This window comes from Streptomyces odontomachicola (genome assembly GCF_039605595.1).
In the GTDB taxonomy this organism is placed as follows: Bacteria; Actinomycetota; Actinomycetes; order Streptomycetales; family Streptomycetaceae; genus Streptomyces.
Genome location: NZ_JBCFOK010000024.1, coordinates 26,065 through 41,527, shown reverse-complemented (window position 1 = coordinate 41,527; position 15,463 = coordinate 26,065). Strand labels below are relative to the sequence as shown.

The following is a 15,463-nucleotide window of genomic DNA, read 5'->3' as shown; positions in this document are numbered from 1 at the left end:
GCTACATCCCCTCAATACTCATAATGCTGTGCGGTGCCGGGAACCTTGCCCGTCCTGATGTTCTCCGACGGCCTGACGTTGAAGTGCGGGCCTTGGTCGCCCACGCCGCCTTCATGGTACTGATGCCCGGCACCGTGATCCTGGATGACGACCTTGCTGCCATCTCCCCTGGTGAACGAGTACTCCCGGGTCTGGATGGGCTGCTTGTTCTCATCAAGGACGGGCTTCCCCCACTTGTCAGTCATCGGCACATGGCTCACTTCGTCCGCCTGCTGCCCCATGGGAATACCCAGGTCGCGCTTCGCGCCACGAAACGCGGCACTGCGACTGGGGAAAGTCTTGTGCGGCGGGCAGCCCTCGGGGGCGAGACCAAGCGGGTCGCTCCACGTGTGCGGATTGTCGACGTAGCTGGCGGGATTCGGCGCCGGCTCAAGGCCCAGCGGATCCGGACTGACATACCGCGCCGTCTCCGGATCATAATGCCGGTGGACGTTGTAATGGAGGCCCGTTTCCGGGTCGTGGTATTGACCCGGGAAGCGTAGGGGGGTGTGGGCCGTGGCGTTCTTGTTCCATACCGTGGTGCCCCACAGGGTTTTGCGGGTGCGCCAGGCGATCTCGCCCTGTTCGTCGAGGAGTTCCGTGGGGGTGCCTACCAAGTCCGTGACTATCGCGTAGAAGCGGGAGTCGATTTCGTCCTGGGTGGCGGAATCCAGGCGGCGTTCCGTCTGGGACAGGGGCTGGAGGCCGTTGTGGTCCCAGGTCAGGGTGACCGGGTCGGGCAACTCGGGGCCGGTCGTGGTCTGTTCGATGAGGGTGGGGCCGTCCCAGGTGAAGTCGATCTGCTCGGCGATCGAGTCGCCGTTCATGCGCTGCTTCGCTATGCGGCGGCCGAGAGGGTCGTAGCGATAGCGCCAGACCGTCCCGTCCGGCGTCGTGCACGCCACCAACCGGTCCTCGGCGTCCCACTCATAGCGCCACGTATCCGGCTTCTTCGACAGACGGGACTTCTGGCGCAGCACCATGCGCCCGCCCGCGTCGTGCTCGTAACGGACACCCCCAGCCGAGCGGATACGGGTGCCCGCATACACCCGCTCACCCCGCGCCTCCGCCGACGCGTGCTTCTCGGGCCAGCTCGCCCGCGTCTGGTTCCCCGCCGCGTCGTACGCGTACGACTCCTGCCAGCGGCGCGCCTCGACCGCCGTGACCCGGCCGGCCGGGTCGAGGGTGAAGCGGCTCGGGCCGTTCAACGCATCATCGATGCCGGTCAGATAGCCATCGGGCCGGTAGGTGTAGGAACGGTGCTGGACCGTCCCCGCGCCGACCCCGGTCACGGTCAGCTCCGACAACCGTCCCGCCGGGTCCCACAGTTGGGACAGGCCCACCGCGTCACCGACCCGCCGCCCCGTCTCCCGCCCGAGCGCGTCGTGCTCGAAGCTCAGCGACCGGCCGCCCGCGGTCACCTCCGTGCGGTTGCCCGCCGCGTCGTACGCGTACGTCGTCACCGCCCCGGTCGGCGTCACCCGCCGCGTCGGGCGCCCCAGCGCGTCGTAACCGTGCGCCAGCGCCCGCCCGTTGACCAGCTCGGTCTTGACGCGGCCGAGCTTGTCGCGCTGGTAGACGACCTCAGCGTCCGGCCCGGAGGCGGACAGCAGCCGCCCCGCCGGGTCGTATGCGAAGTCGGTGACCGCGCCCGCCGCGTCCTTGCGCACGATGCGGCCGAGCGCGTCGCGTTCGAAGGCGATGGTCTCGCCCAGCGCGGTCGTACGCGTACGAAGCTGCCCCGCCGCATCGTGCTCGTACCGCACCGTACGGTCGTCGAAGTCCGTCTCGGAGACCAGACGGCCGGCCGGGTCGTAGGCGTAATCCCAGGTCAGGCCCTGGGGGTTGGTGACCCGGGTCAGGCGCAGCTCAGCGTCGTGGGTGAAGGCGTACCGCACGCCGTCAGGCCCGGTCTGCGCCGTGAGCAGGTCGAAGTGGCCGTACTCATAGCGCGTGACGCCGCCCGCCGCGTCCACATACGTGACGCAGTTGCCCTCGCCGTCGTATTCCCACGCCTCCTCCGCCCCGCCGGGCCGTATTCGGCGCGCGAGCCTGCCCTCGAGCGTCCACACGAGGCGGGTGACGGAACCGAGCGGATCGACGATCGCCGTCGGCCGCCCGAAGGCGTCGCGCGCGTACGAGGTCACCCCGCCGCCCGCGTCGGTGATCTCCACGGGGAGCCCGGCCGCGTCACACCGCACCCGCGTGACCGCGCCCAACGCGTCGGTGACGGAGGTGAGGTGGCCGGAGGCGTCGTAGGTGTAGGAGGTCGTGGCGCCTGAGGGGTCGGTCGCGGAGGTGCGGTTGCCGCGGTCGTCGTAGGCGTAGCGCCACACCGAGCCGTCCGCCTCCACGACCTCCGTGGGCAGGCCGATGTCGTTGCGGCCGACCGTGATGCGGCTGTCGTCGGGCCGGGTGACGGAGGCCAGGCGCCCGGCCTCGTCGTAACCGAAGCCGACGGTGCGGCCCAGGGCGTCGGTACGCGCGGCCAGCGCACCGTGGCCGTTGTACGCGCTGCGGGTGGTGTGGCCCAGCGGGTCGGTGACAGCGCGGACCTTGTACGCGGCGTCGACCAGGCGGCGGGTGACGTGCCCCTCGCCGGTGGTGGCGGTCACCACGCGGTGGCCGGTCTCGGCGTCGTGGCCGTCGTGGTCGATGCGCAGCGCGACGTGCCCCTCGGGGCTGCCTTCGGCGATGCAGCGGTGCCGCTCGTCGTAGGCGTACTCGTAGCGGCGGTCGTTGGAGTCCACCCACGCCGTGATCCGGCGCTGGTCGTCGTAGGCGAAGCCCAGCACCCCGCCCGCGGCGCCGCGCACCCCGGTGAGGTTGCCGCTCTCGTCGTAGCCGTACCGGCACAGCTCCTGGTCCCCGCCGTCCTCGGCCGCGCCGGCCAGGGAGAGCGCGGCCACCCGGCCGCCGGCCGTGGCCACCTTCAGGTGGTAGCCGCCCGAGTGCACGATCGCGCGCGGCGCGCCCTGGGCGTCGTACTCGAAGGTCAGCCGGGCGCCGTTGCCGTCCTCGATCTCCGCGAGCGGCGCCTCGCCGTCGCCGCCGCCCGCAGGGCCGGTGAAGTGCCAGGTCTGTCCGGAGTCGGTGTGGTCGAGGGTGTAGTCGCCCTCGGGCGTGCGCTCCAGGGGCCAGCGCGGTCCGGTGACGGGAAGGGTCGGCAGGCCGGGGGCCGGGTGCGGGTACTTCAACAGCAGCCCACCGTCGGTGACCAGCACGATGCCCGCGGCGGATATCTCCAGCCGCTGGTCCACGGTGCTCGCCCAGGAGGGGCCGAACCACCGGCCGGCCCGGTAACCGGACTCCACCCGGCGCCGGAAGACCAGCGGCAGCGCGCCCGGCAGCTCCACATCCGTCTGCGGCAGGAACATCCGGCCCGTCGCGAAATCGACCGGGTCGGTCCCGTCGCAATCGCGCTGACGGTCAGGGTCCCTGTGCTGCTCCGGCCCGTCGTTCTCCAACTGCTCGTGGCCCGGCCGCTTATGGGGCTCGGGCACGTGCTTCTCCACCGCCCTCCCCGCCCGGGCGATCCCCTTCAGCCGGCCCAGGCCCTTGGCGCCGATGGCGTCGGGGAGCAGGCGGCCGAACCCCTCATCGGGGTCCTTCTTGAAGTCCGCCCACATCTGCTTGCCCGTGCCCACCGGGTCGCTGCCCGACTGCACCAGGCCGGCCAGCGTGGAGTTGAGGGAGGTGGCGTACTCGGTGGGGTGGGTCAGGTTGTACGGGTCGTACGGGACGACGCTGCGGACGAAGGCCAGCGTGCCGGCGGCGCCCTTGAACACGCCCGCGGCGAAGTGGTCGGAGGCCAGCCTCAGTCCGTGCAGCCCGGAGACATACCGGTCGCCGAACTCCGGCTTGGGCGGGGCCTCTTCCCGCGCCGCCGACACCGCCCGCACCGCTCGGTCCGAGGCCTCGTCGCGCTGCCGCCGTGCCTCGCGCAGGATCTCCCTGGCCGCCTTGCGGTGCGCGTCGCCGGGGTCGGAGTCGGCTGGCTTGTCGGGCATGTGCGGGTCCTTGGCCGCCGCGCGCGCCGACTTCCCGGCCTTGGCCGCCTTCTCCACCGCCTCGCGGTAGCGGGAGGCGGCCTCCTCGTGCGCGGAGGAGGCGGACTGCCCCTGCTTGTAGCGGGCGATGGCCTCCTTGGCCTGCTTCTGCGCCCAGGCCACCGTGCCCGCGAAGTCCTCCAGCGCGCCTGCCGCCTTGCCGCACGCCTCGGCCGCCTTGTGCCAACGGCCCGGCTGGATGGACACCTTCTCGCGGAAGGCGTCGGCCGCCCTGCCCCGCAGGTGCTCCGAGTCCATCCCCTTGAGACCGCGCGCGACCTGCGTGAACGCCTTCTGGAACTCCTTCAGGTGGGTGGCGGTCGAGCGCAGCTTCTCCGGGCTGCCGTGGATCAGCTTGGCCGGGTCCTCGCTCTGCCCCAGCTCCTCCTCGTCCACCTCGGCGCCCAGCGCGCTGCCCGCCGAATCGCCCTTCTCCCGCACCCAGTTGGACGCGCCCTTGGACCAGTCGTGCCGGTCCATCCAGTCGGCGGTCGCGTCGGCGCCGTCCTCGATCGCCCCGCCGACCTTCTGCCCGGCCTCGTCCAGCGCGTCGCTCACCTGGTCGGGCACGATGTCGTTCCACCAGGCCATCAGTCCTCGCCCCCGTTCCACACCCGGCGCTGGTGCTCGGCGTCGCGGTCCGCCTGCGCCTCGCGGCCCGCCTCCGCCTGCTTCTCCATGTGCTCGCGCATCCCATCGCGCTGCTCGTCCGAGAGGCCGCCCGCCTCCAGGTACTGATCGAGCGGGCCGCCGGTGGCGCTGTCCTTGCTCCAGCCGACGGCGCCCGCCTCCTTCCACGGCTGGGTGATGTCCTGGCGCACTTCCTCGCTCGACCGCTCATCGCCCGAGGTCCACTGCGCCATGATGTCGCCGTAGCCCATGCGCCGGTCGGTGACCGTGTCCTCGTCCAGGTGCGGGTTGCCGATCCCGGAGTTGACCACGTACTTGAAGGTCCCCTGCTGGTACTCGTCCTCGCGCCACACCTCGCCGGCCGCCAGGTCCAACCGCTCGGCCAGCGCGTTCGCGTCCTCGATCAGCGCGCGCACGCCCCACTCCCAGCGGTCGCAGAACCCCTCGAAGGCCTTGTTCAACTCCCAGGTGCCGGCCTCCAGTTGCGACAGCTCCAGATCGGCGAAGCCCGAACCCCGCGAAGCGCCGCTCGCGGAACCGACCTGCCCCAGCTCGTCCATCGCCGCGTTCAGGCCCTTGGTCACATCGGCCAGGGCCTCCTTGCTGATGTGGAGATCCCCGCCATTCCCGCCCCCGGTCACGGCGCGACCCCCTCAACCGGCGCCCCCTCGCCCGGCGCCTCCTCGTCCAGCTCCAGCGCCACCTCGTCCGGCACGATCCCCCGCACCGGCGGGAGCAGCATGCCGTGCTCCTCGTCCGCCGCGTCGACGGCTATGCCGGTCGGCACTCCCTGCTCGGGTATGAGGACGTCGAGGAGCCGCGCGCCCAGCACCGCGGCGTACTCGTACTCCCCGGAGGCTCCAGAGGCCCCGGAGGCGACCCGGCCCTGCGCGCGGAGGAAGAGACCGAGCTGCTGCTCGTCGGTGAAGGTGTGGATCCAGCGCACGCCGCCGTACTCACCGGCGAGGGGCCTGCCCTCCTCCAGCGGCACCAGCACCGCCGTGCGCCGGAACTCGCCCAGCATGGCGGCGGGATCGCCCCGCCCCTCCCGCATCGCCCCGAAGTGCTCGGCCAGCTCCGGGCTCGCAGCCCCGCTACCGGCCCCACTTCCGGCCCCGTACCCCTCCACGCGTCCTCCCCGGCTCCCCGTGTCCCGCTTCGCCGCCACCGTAACCGGGGCCACTGACAGCGCGGCAACGCGCGGCAGCACACCGTGACTCCGCTGTCACGGGAGAGCGGGAAAGAAGATCGAAAGGGGGAAGCGGGAGAACATCGCGTGAACGCCGTCGGTGCTCTCCGTGCGCGCACCCTCACTCATTCGTTTGGAATTACGCGAGGGGCTGCCGCATCATGCGGCCCGCGTGCATAATGGGGGCGCATTTCCTTGCGCTTTTCGAGCGTAGCGTCCCGTATTCTTATGCCCGCTCTCCGCAGGCTTAAACGCCAAGATTTCGTAGCCGCCAACCCGGCTATTCCGGGCGCGTCTCCATCGTGTTGCGGCAATGTGACCGACCCCACAGAGCGTCCGGTTCGTCCGGTTAAAACGGGACTTGACCACCCAGGATTCGGGGGGCTCGCGCCCCTGCGCGCCCCCGCGCGATAACACATGAGGGCCCTCTTGCGTAACCCCGCCTCCCCGTGCGTTTTGCGATTCTGCTGGGTAAATTCAATCTGCATGACCGCCGCACAAGCAGACCATGCACGTGCCCATAGCGATTTCCTGGAAATGCCGGAGGGACTGAAGCTCGACGCTCCTCGTATGGAAGACGGGGCGGCGCTGTGGCGCATCGCCCGCGACTCCAGGACGCTCGATCTGAACTCCTCCTACAGCTACCTCCTGTGGTGTCGCGACTTCGCCGACACCTCCGCTGTGGCCCGGGCCGAGTCTGGCGAGCCGGTCGGCTTCATCACCGGCTATCTCCGTCCCTCGGCCCCCGGGACCCTCCTGGTGTGGCAGGTGGCAGTAGACGAGGCGGCGCGCGGGCGCGGCCTCGCCGCGGCGATGCTGGACGGGCTGTCCGTCCGGGTCGCGGAGACGCACGGAATCGAGGCGATCGAGACCACGGTCACCCCGGACAACGTCCCGTCCAACCGGCTGTTCACCTCCTACGCGGAGCGGCACGGAGCGCCCGTCGCCAAGGAGGTCCTGTTCGACGCCGATGTGTTCCCGGAGGCCGGCCACGAGCCCGAAGTGCTGTACCGGATAGGCCCGGTGGCGTACCCAGGCGCCTCGCGCTGACGTACGCCGTACCGCGCCGCCGCGCAGGGTGTCAACGGCGTGCCCCCGCGCGGCGCGGCGCACCGGACGATCCGGCCGCGCAACCGCACATCAAGCACAACCGACAGCGCCAGCACCCCAGACGACTGCTTCGCGTTCAACCCGGCGTCGGACCGCGCGGGTTGGCCTGAGGCCCGCAGCGTGGCGCACGGTGCACCGCCGCACCGCACCGCCCGCGCAGCGGACACCCCCCGACCAGGCAAGCAAGCACGCCCCCAGACTTTCTTCTTCTCGCGACTCACTCCCAGGAGTATTGCTGTGACCATCACCCAGCCGGACCTGAGCGTCTTCGAGACCGTCGAGTCGGAGGTCCGCAGCTACTGCCGCGGCTGGCCGACCGTGTTCGACCGTGCGCAGGGCGCGCACATGTACGACGAGGACGGCCACACCTACCTCGACTTCTTCGCCGGGGCCGGGACGCTCAACTACGGCCACAACAACCCCGTGCTGAAACGCGCCCTGATCGACTACATCGAGCGGGACGGCGTCACGCACGGGCTGGACATGTCCACCTCGGCCAAGCGTGCGTTCCTGGAGACCTTCAAGAGCACGATCCTGGAGCCGCGCGGGCTCAACCACAAGGTCATGTTCCCGGGCCCGACCGGCACCAACGCCGTGGAGGCCGCGCTGAAGCTGGCCCGCAAGGTCAAGGGCCGCGAGTCGATCGTGTCCTTCACCAACGCCTTCCACGGCATGTCGCTGGGCTCGCTCGCGGTGACCGGCAACGCCTTCAAGCGGGCCGGCGCGGGCATCCCGCTGGTGCACGGCACCCCGATGCCCTTCGACGACTACTTGGACGGCGCCACCGACGACTTCGTGTGGTTCGAGCGCCTCCTGGAGGACCAGGGCTCGGGCCTGAACAAGCCCGCAGCGGTCATCGTGGAGACCGTGCAGGGCGAGGGCGGCATCAACGTCGCCAGCGCCCAGTGGCTGCGCAACCTCGAGGACCTGTGCCGCCGGCACGACATGCTGCTGATCGTCGACGACATCCAGATGGGCTGCGGCCGCACCGGCGGCTTCTTCTCCTTCGAGGACGCCGGGATCACCCCGGACATCATCACGGTGTCCAAGTCGATCGGCGGCTACGGCCTGCCGCTGGCGCTCACCCTCTTCAAGCCGGAGCTGGACGTGTGGGCGCCGGGCGAGCACAACGGCACCTTCCGCGGCAACAACCCGGCCTTCGTCACCGCGACCGCCGCCATCCAGACGTACTGGAACGACGCGCAGATGGAGAAGCAGACGCTGGACCGCGGCGAGCAGGTCGAGCGCGCGCTCAAGGCCATCGAGGCCGAGCACGGCGCGGACGTCGTCGCCGGCGTGCGCGGCCGCGGCCTGGCCTGGGGCCTGGAGTTCCACGACAAGGACCGCGCGGGCAAGGTCTGCGCGCGCGCCTTCGAGCTGGGCATGCTGCTGGAGGACTGCGGTCCGCAGAGCGAGACGGTGAAGCTGCTGCCCTCGCTGACCATCACGCCGGAGGAGCTGGACGAGGGCCTGCGCATCCTGGCCCGCGCGGTACGCGAAACCGCGTAAGTCGCGTGTGTGCGGTGCGCGAGACCCCGTAAGTCCCGTATCACCGCGTAACGTCCGGTACCGAAGTACCCGACCCGCTCCGGCCCTGCCGGGGCGGGTCGCCCCGTGGGACCGGTGGGGCCGCCGCGCCGCGGCCGTGCCGGTCATCCGCACCCCCCGTACCATCAGAGAAAGGGCTGAACGCCACCGTGATCGTTCGTTCGTTCAAGGACATCGAGAACACCGACCGCCACGTCAAGGCGGCCTCGGGCACCTGGGAGAGCAAGCGGATCGTGCTCGCCAAGGAGCGCGTGGGCTTCTCACTGCACGAGACCACCCTGTACGCGGGTACCGAGACCTCTATGTGGTACGCGAACCACATCGAGGCCGTGCTGTGTGTGGAGGGAGAGGCCGAACTCACCAATGACGAGACCGGCGAGAAGCACTGGATCAGCCCGGGGACGATGTACCTGCTGAACGGGCACGAGAAGCACACCATGCGTCCCAAGACGGACTTCCGGTGTGTTTGCGTCTTCAACCCGCCGGTTACCGGTCGCGAGGACCACGACGAGAACGGCGTCTACCCGCTGCTCACCGAGCCCGAAGACAGCTGAACGCCAAGTGTGCGGGGGCGGCGACAACCGCCCCCGCACACGGCGCAGTGGGCCGATCCTTCGGCCGTCCGCCCAGAGAAAGGGTCGTACGAGAGGAGAGGAAGGCAACACCATGACCACCGCACCCGAGCGTTCCGCCGACCTGTACCCGACGCGCGGCGCCACCGAGGTGGCCACTCCGCGCATGGACCCCGTGGTGTGGTCCGAGCCGGGTGCTCCGGGGCCCTTCCAGGCCACGGAACTGGCGGACTTCGAGCGGGACGGGTTTCTGGCGCAGCCGTCCCTCATCACCTCCGATGAGGTCGACAAGCTCCGCCGGGAGCTGGAACGGCTCACCTCGGATCCGGTGATCCGCGCCGACGAGCGCTCCATCGTCGAGCCCAAGTCGCAGGAGATCCGGTCCGTGTTCGAGGTGCACAAGATCAGCGAGGTCTTCGCCGAACTGGTGAGGGACCCGCGTGTAGTGGGCCGCGCCCGTCAGATCCTGGGCTCGGACGTCTACGTCCACCAGTCCCGGATCAACGTGAAGCCGGGCTTCGGCGCCACGGGCTTCTACTGGCACTCCGACTTCGAGACCTGGCACGCCGAGGACGGCCTGCCCAACATGCGCACCGTCTCGGTCTCGATCGCGCTGACCCGCAACTACGACACCAACGGCGGGCTCATGATCATGCCGGGGTCGCACAAGACCTTCCTCGGCTGCGCGGGCGAGACGCCGAAGGACAACTACAAGAAGTCGCTGCAGATGCAGGACGCCGGCACCCCCTCCGACGAGGCGCTGGAGAAGTTCGCCGACGCGCACGGCATCAAGCTGTTCACCGGCGAGGCCGGCTCGGCGACCTGGTTCGACTGCAACTGCATGCATGGGAGCGGTGACAACATCACTCCGTATCCGCGGAGCAATGTCTTCATCGTCTTCAACAGCGTGGAGAACACGGCGGTAGAGCCCTTCGCGGCGCCGGTGCGGCGTCCCGAGTTCATCGGGGCACGGGACTTCACACCGGTGAGGTAACCGGCGGTGACGTGACCCGCGCCGTCCGCGCGACGGGCCCACTGGATCAGGGGCGAGGCCGCATGACGGCCTCGCCCCTGGTCTTGCCTGAGCCCGACTCCCCTATCCCTCCAGCGCGTTGAGCAGCCGGTCCACGTCGTCCTCCGTGTTGTAGAGGTGGAAGGCGGCGCGCAGATTGCCGTCCCGGGCGGACACCACGACGCCCGCCTCGGCGAGCCGGCCCGCTACGCCGTCAAGACCCGGCACCGAGACGATCGCCGCGTCGCCCGGCACCGGTTCGTGGCCCAGCCGCGCGAGACCTTCGCGGAAGCGCGCCGCGAGGGCGCGGTCGTGTGCGCCGATCGCCTCGGGCCCGATCTCCTCCAGCAGCGAGAGCGACCGCGCGGCCCCTACGTACGCGAAGAAGCCGGTGCTCTCGTCGAACCGCCGGGCGTCGCGCGCGGGATGGGCGAGCGTGCCGTAGCAGTCGTCCCAGGGCCGCTCCGATGCGGTGAACCCGGCGTGCAGCGGCAGCAGTGCGCCGCTGCGCTGTGCCTCTTCCGAGACGGTCAGGTACGAGACGCCGCGCGGGCCGAGCAGCCACTTGTATCCGGCGCACACCATGAAGTCGAGGTCGGCGGCGTCCACCGGGAGCCAGCCCATGGCCTGACTGGCGTCCACGAGCAGGCGCGCGCCCACGGCGCGGGTGGCCTCGCGGAGCGCGGCGAGATCGGCGGTCCGCCCGTCGGCCGACTGCACGGCGCTGACCGTGACCAGCGCGGTGCTCTCCTCCACCGAGGAGAGCAGCCGCTCCAGCGGAACGGTGCGCAGCTTCAGATCGGGCCGCTCGGCGAACGGGTTCAGCACCGACACGAAGTCGCCCTCGGCCGCGAGGACTTCCGCGCCCTGCGGCAGCGAGGCGGCGACCAGGCCGGTGTGCACGGACACCGCGTTGCCGGTGGCGACGCGGGACGCGGGCACCCCGGCCAGCCGTGCGAACGCGGCGCGCGCCTCGTCCTCCACGGCGAAGTACGCGGGCATGTCGATGCGCCCCGCGGTCATGTCCCGCATGAGGGAGTGCAGCGCCTCGGCGGTGCGCGCGGGAAGGAGGCCGTGCGAGGCGGTGTTGAGGTAGGTGGCTTCGGGCGAGAACTCCGTACGGATCAGGCTCTGCGTCACGGGCATGCCGCGAGTCTCACCGACTCAGGGCCCCGCGTCCACGCGAATTCCCCGCCGGGCGCGCGGCGGGCCCGGGACCTGCGCCCCGGGCCCGCCCACTTACTGCTCGTTGCCTGCCCGTTCCTGACGGCGCGTCAGCGACGTGTACGTCAGCGCGTGCTCTCCCTGCGCCCGTCCACCCTGCGCGGCAGCCCCAGCGGGTTGTCCTCGTGCAGCTCGGCGGGGAGCAGCACCTCGGGCGCGTCCTGGTAGGCCACGGGGCGCAGCCAGCGTTCGATGGCGGTCGCGCCGACCGAGGTGGAGGTGGAGGTGGTCGCCGGGTACGGGCCGCCGTGCTGCATCGCGGGGACCACGGCGACCCCGGTGGGCCAGCCGTTGACCAGGACGCGGCCGGCGAGCGGGGTGAGCCGCTGGAGCAGATCGGCGGCGCGCCCGTCGCCCGCGGCCTCCTCGGTGGAGAGCTGCACGGTCGCGGTGAGGTTGCCGTGCATCCTGCCGAGCACGGCGGCGATCTCGTCCTCGTCCCGGTACCGCGCCACGACGGTCACGGGCCCGAAGCACTCCTCCAGCAGCAGGTCGTGGGTGCCGCCCGCGGCGAGCCGTTCCGCGTCCACCGTGAGGAAGCCGGGCGTGACCCCGGTGCCCTCGCCCGCCCCCGCGGTGACCGGGGACTCCACGCCCTCGAGCCGGGCCCGTTCGGCGATGCCGTCGATGAAGGCCTCGCGCATGCGGGTGTCCAGCAGCGGCCCCTGCGCGGCCGAACCGACCGTCTCGGTCAGCGACTTGACCAGCCGGTCCCCCGACGGCCCCTGGGGTACGAGGACGAAGCCGGGCTTGGTGCAGAACTGCCCGGTGCCCTGCGTCATGGAGGCGGCGAGCCCCGCGCCGACGGCCTCGGCGCGCTCCTCGGCGGCGGCCTCGGTGACCACCACCGGGTTGAGGGAGCCCAGTTCGCCGTGGAAGGGGATGGGGCGCGGGCGTGCGGCGGCCGCGTCGTGCAGCGCGCGTCCGCCCCGTACCGAACCGGTGAATCCCGCGGCCTCCACCAGCGGGTGCTTCACCAGCTCCACGCCCGCCTCGAAGCCGTGCACCACCGCGAACACATCGGCGGGAAGCCCCGAGTCCTCGGCGGCGGCGCGCAGTTCGCGCGCGCACAGCTCGGAGGTGGCCGGGTGCCCGGGGTGCGCCTTCACGACGACGGGGCAGCCCGCGGCGAGGGCGCTCGCCGTGTCGCCGCCGGGAACGGAGAACGCCAGCGGGAAGTTGGAGGCGGCGTACACCGCGACGACGCCCAGCGGCACCTTGTATCGGCGCAGATCGGGCCGGGGCGGGGTGGCGTCCGGCGCGGCGTGGTCGATGATCACGTCCAGGTAGCCGCCGTCCTCCACCTCGTCGGCGAAGGCCCGAAGCTGCCCCGTGGTGCGGCCGACCTCGCCGGTCAGCCGGGTCTCGCCGAGCGCGGTCTCCGCGTCGGCCGTGCGCACGAGTTCGTCCCGCGCCGCGTCCAGACGGCCGGCCGCAGCGCGCAGGAAGGCCGCGCGGACGGTGCGGTCGCGCAGGGCGTCACGCTGCGCGTGCGCCGCGCGCACCGCGGCGTCCACGTCACCGGCCGTGGCCTCGGTCGCCGCCTGCTCGCGCTGCTTTCCGGTCCGGGGGTCAACGCTCCACACTGGTTCTGCCGCCACCGCGCGTTCCTTTCGCAGGCTGCCTTCGGGATGAACCGCCGGGCCCCTCGGTCGAGTTGGCGCCCGGAACATCACGCGCTCCGGGCCGCGGGACCGGCCGCCGGTGCCCTTGAGCGGGAGGTCCTGTTCGATATGCTGAACGGCGTCCCAGTCAGTGAATGCACCGGCTCGGGACTCTATGAGCGCCGTCACAAGGGGGTCAAGGTTCCATGTCAACTGGCGAGACGGGCGCGCAGGCCGCGGCCCAGGGCCCGGCCGCGGCGCAGGGTTCCCAGGTCAAGTCCGCCGTGCGCACGGTGGAGTTGCTGGAGTACTTCGCCGGACGGCCCGGCATGCACTCCCTCGCCGCGGTCCAGGAGGCCGTCGGGTACCCCAAGTCCAGCCTCTACATGCTGCTGCGCACCCTGGTCGAACTCGGCTGGGTGGAAACGGACTCCACGGGCACGCGGTACGGCATCGGCGTACGCGCGCTGCTGGTCGGCACGTCGTACATCGACGGAGACGAGGTCGTCGCTGCGGCCCGCCCGACCCTGGACCAGCTGTCCGACGACACCACCGAGACCATCCACCTGGCGCGCCTGGACGGCACCAGCGTCGTCTATCTGGCGACCCGCCAGTCGCAGCACTATCTGCGCCCGTTCACCCGCGTCGGGCGCCGGCTGCCCGCGCACTCGACCTCGCTGGGCAAGGCGCTGCTCGCCACGTACGACGACGAGCAGGTGCGCAAGATGCTCCCCGAGACGCTGCCCGCGCTCACCGAGCACACCCTCACCGACCGCGAGCGCCTCATCGAGGAGCTGCGCGCGGTGCGCGAGCAGGGGTACGCGATCGACCGCGAGGAGAACACGCTGGGCCTGCGCTGCTTCGGCGTCGCCATCCCGTACCGCAGCCCGGCCCGCGACGCGGTGAGCTGCTCGGTGCCGGCGGCGCGGCTCACCCCGGACCACGAACAGCGCATCAAGGACGCCCTGTTCGACGCCCGCGACAGGCTGGCCCTGGCGACGCGGCGGCTCTGAGGCCGCGGGCCCCCTTCCGGGCGGGCGCAAGACAGCGCGCGCACAAGAAGAAGAGGGCCGGTGCAGTGCACCGGCCCTCTTTCTCATCAGTAGCGGGGACAGGATTTGAACCTGCGACCTCTGGGTTATGAGCCCAGCGAGCTACCGAGCTGCTCCACCCCGCGGCGATGTGCACAACTCTACGACACGAGACCCGGTGAACGGAAATCGCTTCTCACGGGCCCGCCGCGGGGTGTCAGCGCGTCAGCCGCGCGCGGCCTCCCTGAGCGCCGCGACGTCGATCTTCTTCATGCGGAACAGCTCGCCCGCGACCCGCGCCGAGACGTCCGGGTCCGGGTCTGCCATCAGCGTCATCAGCTCCCTCGGGACGATCTGCCAGGACAGCCCGTACTTGTCCTTGAGCCACCCGCACGGGCCCTCCTGTCCGCCGTCCGCCGTGAGGGTGGACCACAGCCGGTCGACCTCCTCCTGCGAGGCGCAGTCCACGCTGAGCGAGACGGCCTCGTTGAAGGTGAACTCCGGGCCGCCGTTCAGCGCCTGGTACCGCAGCCCGTCGAGCTCGAAGACCACGAGCATGACCGAGCCCTCCTCACCGGGGCCCGCCTTGCCGTACCGCTGCACATCGGTGATCCGGGAGTTGTCGAAGACGGACGTGTAGAACTGCGCCGCCTCCTCGGCCTTCCCGTCGAACCACAGAGTGGGGGTGATCTTCTGCATGGTGCCCTCCTCGGGTCCCTGCGCCCCTCGCGCGGGAGCGCCACACAGGAGAGACCGCCGGCGCGGACGGGATTCATCGCCCGGCGGCGCCGTCCCGCGCCCCGGTACCGCCGCGCGCGGCGGCGCCGGTCCGCAGCGGCACCTCACACCGGTCGGAGAAGCCCTGGCCCGTCATGCCGAGCGCCGCGTTGGTGCGAGAACGCTGGTTCTCCACCGCGATCATGGCCACGAGCTCGACGAACGCGCGCTCCCCCAGCTCCCGCACCAGCGGCTCGGCCAGCTCGTCGGTGACCGCCGGCTCGGTCTCGGTCATGGCCTTGGCGAACTCCATGACCCGCAGCTCGGTCAGGGTGAACAGCTCGCGGTGCTCGCGCCACTCCGGCACGTACTGGATCTTCTCCATGGGCAGCCCGTGCTCCTCGGCCAGCCAGTGGCCGAAGTCCACGCACCAGGAGCAGCCGATACGCACGGCCGTGACCATCTCGGCGAGGTGCTTGAGGCCCGGGTCCAGGGCCTTCCACTTGGCGACGCGCTGCTCGAAGCGGGCGGTGGCCATCAGCACGGGCATGTTGTGCGCCGTGGCGCGCAGCGGCTCCAGCACTTCGCCGTACGTGCGCCGCGAGTACCACTCGACGAGGCGCAGCAGCAGCGTTCTGGGCGGGTTGAGCGAGATGCGGGGCATGTCCGGTCACTCCGTTCCGGATCGGATCGGCCTCTGACACCCTGACGACGGGTTCGAGCACGCCGATGTGACAC

Annotated in this window: 12 protein-coding genes and 1 tRNA gene; 5 read left to right on the top strand and 8 right to left on the bottom strand. The window is 71.2% G+C overall.

Going from position 1 to position 15,463, the window contains the following annotated elements:
- Positions 1-11: 11 nt before the first annotated feature.
- From ABEE00_RS32530 to ABEE00_RS32520, 3 genes are read right to left on the bottom strand one after another with little or no spacing between them, the layout of a single operon-like run.
- Positions 12-4,679 (bottom strand): putative T7SS-secreted protein, encoded by a 4,668-nt coding sequence (locus ABEE00_RS32530; RefSeq protein WP_345749368.1) that lies wholly within the window; start codon positions 4,677-4,679, stop codon positions 12-14.
- Positions 4,679-5,359, bottom strand: a complete 681-nt coding sequence (locus ABEE00_RS32525) for a hypothetical protein (RefSeq protein WP_345749367.1) — start codon at positions 5,357-5,359, stop codon at positions 4,679-4,681. The genes ABEE00_RS32530 and ABEE00_RS32525 overlap by 1 nt, the downstream gene beginning before the upstream one ends.
- A complete protein-coding gene (locus ABEE00_RS32520) occupies positions 5,356-5,847 on the bottom strand; it encodes a hypothetical protein (RefSeq protein WP_345749366.1) in 492 nt (163 codons plus the stop codon). The genes ABEE00_RS32525 and ABEE00_RS32520 overlap by 4 nt, the downstream gene beginning before the upstream one ends.
- Positions 5,848-6,444: 597 nt before the next feature.
- On the opposite strand from ABEE00_RS32520, the gene ectA reads away from it, so the two are divergent.
- The 4 genes from ectA (at position 6,445) to thpD (ending at position 10,131) form a co-directional block, all read left to right on the top strand.
- Positions 6,445-6,957, top strand: a complete 513-nt coding sequence (ectA, locus tag ABEE00_RS32515) for a diaminobutyrate acetyltransferase (protein ID WP_345749365.1) — start codon at positions 6,445-6,447, stop codon at positions 6,955-6,957.
- Between the two features lie 297 nt (positions 6,958-7,254).
- Positions 7,255-8,526 carry a diaminobutyrate--2-oxoglutarate transaminase gene (ectB, locus tag ABEE00_RS32510; protein ID WP_345749364.1) on the top strand — a complete coding sequence of 424 codons (1,272 nt, stop codon included), beginning with the start codon at positions 7,255-7,257 and terminating at the stop codon, positions 8,524-8,526.
- Positions 8,527-8,714: 188 nt separating this feature from the next.
- On the top strand, positions 8,715-9,119 hold the full coding sequence (locus ABEE00_RS32505) for an ectoine synthase (protein ID WP_345749363.1): 405 nt from the start codon (positions 8,715-8,717) through the stop codon (positions 9,117-9,119).
- A gap of 112 nt (positions 9,120-9,231) precedes the next feature.
- Positions 9,232-10,131, top strand: coding sequence for an ectoine hydroxylase (gene thpD / locus ABEE00_RS32500; protein WP_345749362.1), 900 nt, complete (start codon positions 9,232-9,234; stop codon positions 10,129-10,131).
- A gap of 102 nt (positions 10,132-10,233) precedes the next feature.
- Here thpD and ABEE00_RS32495 read toward each other — a convergent pair whose 3' ends face one another.
- Both ABEE00_RS32495 and ABEE00_RS32490 read right to left on the bottom strand, forming a co-directional pair.
- Positions 10,234-11,295 carry an aminotransferase class V-fold PLP-dependent enzyme gene (locus ABEE00_RS32495; RefSeq protein WP_345749361.1) on the bottom strand — a complete coding sequence of 354 codons (1,062 nt, stop codon included), beginning with the start codon at positions 11,293-11,295 and terminating at the stop codon, positions 10,234-10,236.
- A 143-nt stretch (positions 11,296-11,438) separates the two neighbouring features.
- The gene (locus tag ABEE00_RS32490; RefSeq protein ID WP_345749360.1) at positions 11,439-12,974 is read right to left on the bottom strand and encodes an aldehyde dehydrogenase (NADP(+)); all 1,536 of its coding nucleotides are present in this window, start codon (positions 12,972-12,974) and stop codon (positions 11,439-11,441) included.
- A 209-nt stretch (positions 12,975-13,183) separates the two neighbouring features.
- Here ABEE00_RS32490 and ABEE00_RS32485 point away from each other — a divergent pair, with 209 nt between their 5' ends.
- Positions 13,184-13,990 carry an IclR family transcriptional regulator gene (locus ABEE00_RS32485; RefSeq protein ID WP_345749359.1) on the top strand — a complete coding sequence of 269 codons (807 nt, stop codon included), beginning with the start codon at positions 13,184-13,186 and terminating at the stop codon, positions 13,988-13,990.
- Between the two features lie 90 nt (positions 13,991-14,080).
- Here the strand turns inward: ABEE00_RS32485 and ABEE00_RS32480 are convergent.
- The 3 genes from ABEE00_RS32480 to ABEE00_RS32470 form a co-directional block, all read right to left on the bottom strand.
- Positions 14,081-14,154 (bottom strand) — tRNA-Met (locus ABEE00_RS32480).
- Between the two features lie 79 nt (positions 14,155-14,233).
- On the bottom strand, positions 14,234-14,707 hold the full coding sequence (locus ABEE00_RS32475) for a VOC family protein (protein ID WP_345749358.1): 474 nt from the start codon (positions 14,705-14,707) through the stop codon (positions 14,234-14,236).
- Positions 14,708-14,780: 73 nt separating this feature from the next.
- Positions 14,781-15,389, bottom strand: coding sequence for a carboxymuconolactone decarboxylase family protein (locus ABEE00_RS32470; RefSeq protein ID WP_345749357.1), 609 nt, complete (start codon positions 15,387-15,389; stop codon positions 14,781-14,783).
- Positions 15,390-15,463 lie beyond the last annotated feature (74 nt).

Bases quoted from the DNA above. Each gene is read 5' to 3' on its own strand.
- ABEE00_RS32475 (WP_345749358.1), bottom strand. From the start codon at position 14,707: ATGCAGAAGATCACCCCCACTCTGTGGTTCGACGGGAAGGCCGAGGAG.
- thpD (WP_345749362.1), top strand. From the start codon at position 9,232: ATGACCACCGCACCCGAGCGTTCCGCCGACCTGTACCCGACGCGCGGC.
- ectA (WP_345749365.1), top strand. From the start codon at position 6,445: ATGCCGGAGGGACTGAAGCTCGACGCTCCTCGTATGGAAGACGGGGCG.
- ABEE00_RS32485 (WP_345749359.1), top strand. From the start codon at position 13,184: ATGTCAACTGGCGAGACGGGCGCGCAGGCCGCGGCCCAGGGCCCGGCC.
- ABEE00_RS32495 (WP_345749361.1), bottom strand. From the start codon at position 11,295: ATGCCCGTGACGCAGAGCCTGATCCGTACGGAGTTCTCGCCCGAAGCC.
- ABEE00_RS32470 (WP_345749357.1), bottom strand. From the start codon at position 15,389: ATGCCCCGCATCTCGCTCAACCCGCCCAGAACGCTGCTGCTGCGCCTC.
- ABEE00_RS32530 (WP_345749368.1), bottom strand. From the start codon at position 4,679: ATGGCCTGGTGGAACGACATCGTGCCCGACCAGGTGAGCGACGCGCTG.